Annotated in this window: 1 protein-coding gene; it reads left to right on the top strand. The window is 60.2% G+C overall.

Annotated elements, in window-relative coordinates; translation table 11 throughout:
• Positions 1-1,199 (top strand): ATP-dependent zinc metalloprotease FtsH (gene ftsH, locus P792_RS27705; RefSeq protein ID WP_035439717.1); only part of this gene is annotated, 1,199 nt, incomplete at both ends.

The raw sequence follows: 1,199 nt of genomic DNA, 5'->3' as shown, positions 1-1,199 counted from the left end.
CCCGCCTGGGCGGTAAGATTCCTAAAGGCGCGCTGCTTGTTGGCCCTCCGGGCACAGGTAAGACCCTGCTCGCGCGTGCTATCGCGGGTGAAGCCAATGTACCGTTCTTCACGATCTCCGGTTCGGACTTCGTCGAGATGTTCGTGGGTGTCGGCGCTTCCCGTGTCCGCGACATGTTCGAGCAGGGGAAGAAATCGGCGCCGTGCATCATCTTCATTGACGAAATCGATGCGGTTGGCCGTCATCGCGGCGCAGGTCTGGGTGGCGGCAATGACGAACGCGAACAGACCCTCAACCAGATGTTGGTGGAGATGGACGGGTTTGAGAGCAATGAGGGCGTTATCCTCATCGCGGCGACAAACCGTCCTGACGTGCTCGACCCTGCCTTGCTCCGCCCCGGTCGTTTCGATCGTCAGGTTGTGGTGCCGAACCCGGATGTTGCAGGGCGTGAGAAGATCCTGCGCGTCCATATGCGCAAGGTACCGCTGGCGTCGGATGTTGATCCCAAGGTGATCGCCCGTGGTACGCCGGGATTCTCCGGTGCCGACCTTGCCAATCTGGTCAACGAGGCCGCTCTGCTCGCTGCCCGTCTGGGCAAGCGCACCGTGGCAATGCTCGAATTCGACAATGCCAAGGACAAGGTTCTGATGGGCGCCGAACGTCGCTCACTGGCCATGACCGAGGACGAGAAGAAGAAGACAGCGTACCATGAAGGTGGCCATGCCATCTGTGCCCTGCTGACTGCCGGTTCCGATCCTATACACAAGGCGACCATCATTCCACGTGGCCGTGCGCTTGGCATGGTTCAGATCCTCCCGGAAGGTGATCGTCTTAACATGAGCCGGACCCAGCTCAAGGCGCAGCTCGTGCTGGCCATGGGTGGCCGTGCTGCTGAAGAGATCATCTTCGGCGCCGAAAATGTCGAGACCGGTGCCTCTGGTGACATCAAGATGGCGACGAATTACGCGCGCCGCATGGTCACTGAGTGGGGCATGAGCGAGAAGCTCGGCATGGTCGCTTACGGTGATAATGGTCAGGAGGTATTCCTGGGACACTCCGTGACGCAGAACAAGAACGTGTCCGAGCAGACCGCGATGGAAATCGATCGCGAGATCCGGGTTTTGATCGATACGGCGTATCGTCAGGCTCACGCGCTCTTGCTGGAGCATATCGACGCGCTGCACCGGGTCGCCAAGGCA

Origin of the sequence: Asaia sp. SF2.1, from assembly GCF_000505765.1 — a bacterium.
GTDB lineage: Bacteria > Pseudomonadota > Alphaproteobacteria > Acetobacterales > Acetobacteraceae > Asaia > Asaia bogorensis.
This window is presented reverse-complemented; position numbering and strand designations above follow the sequence as displayed.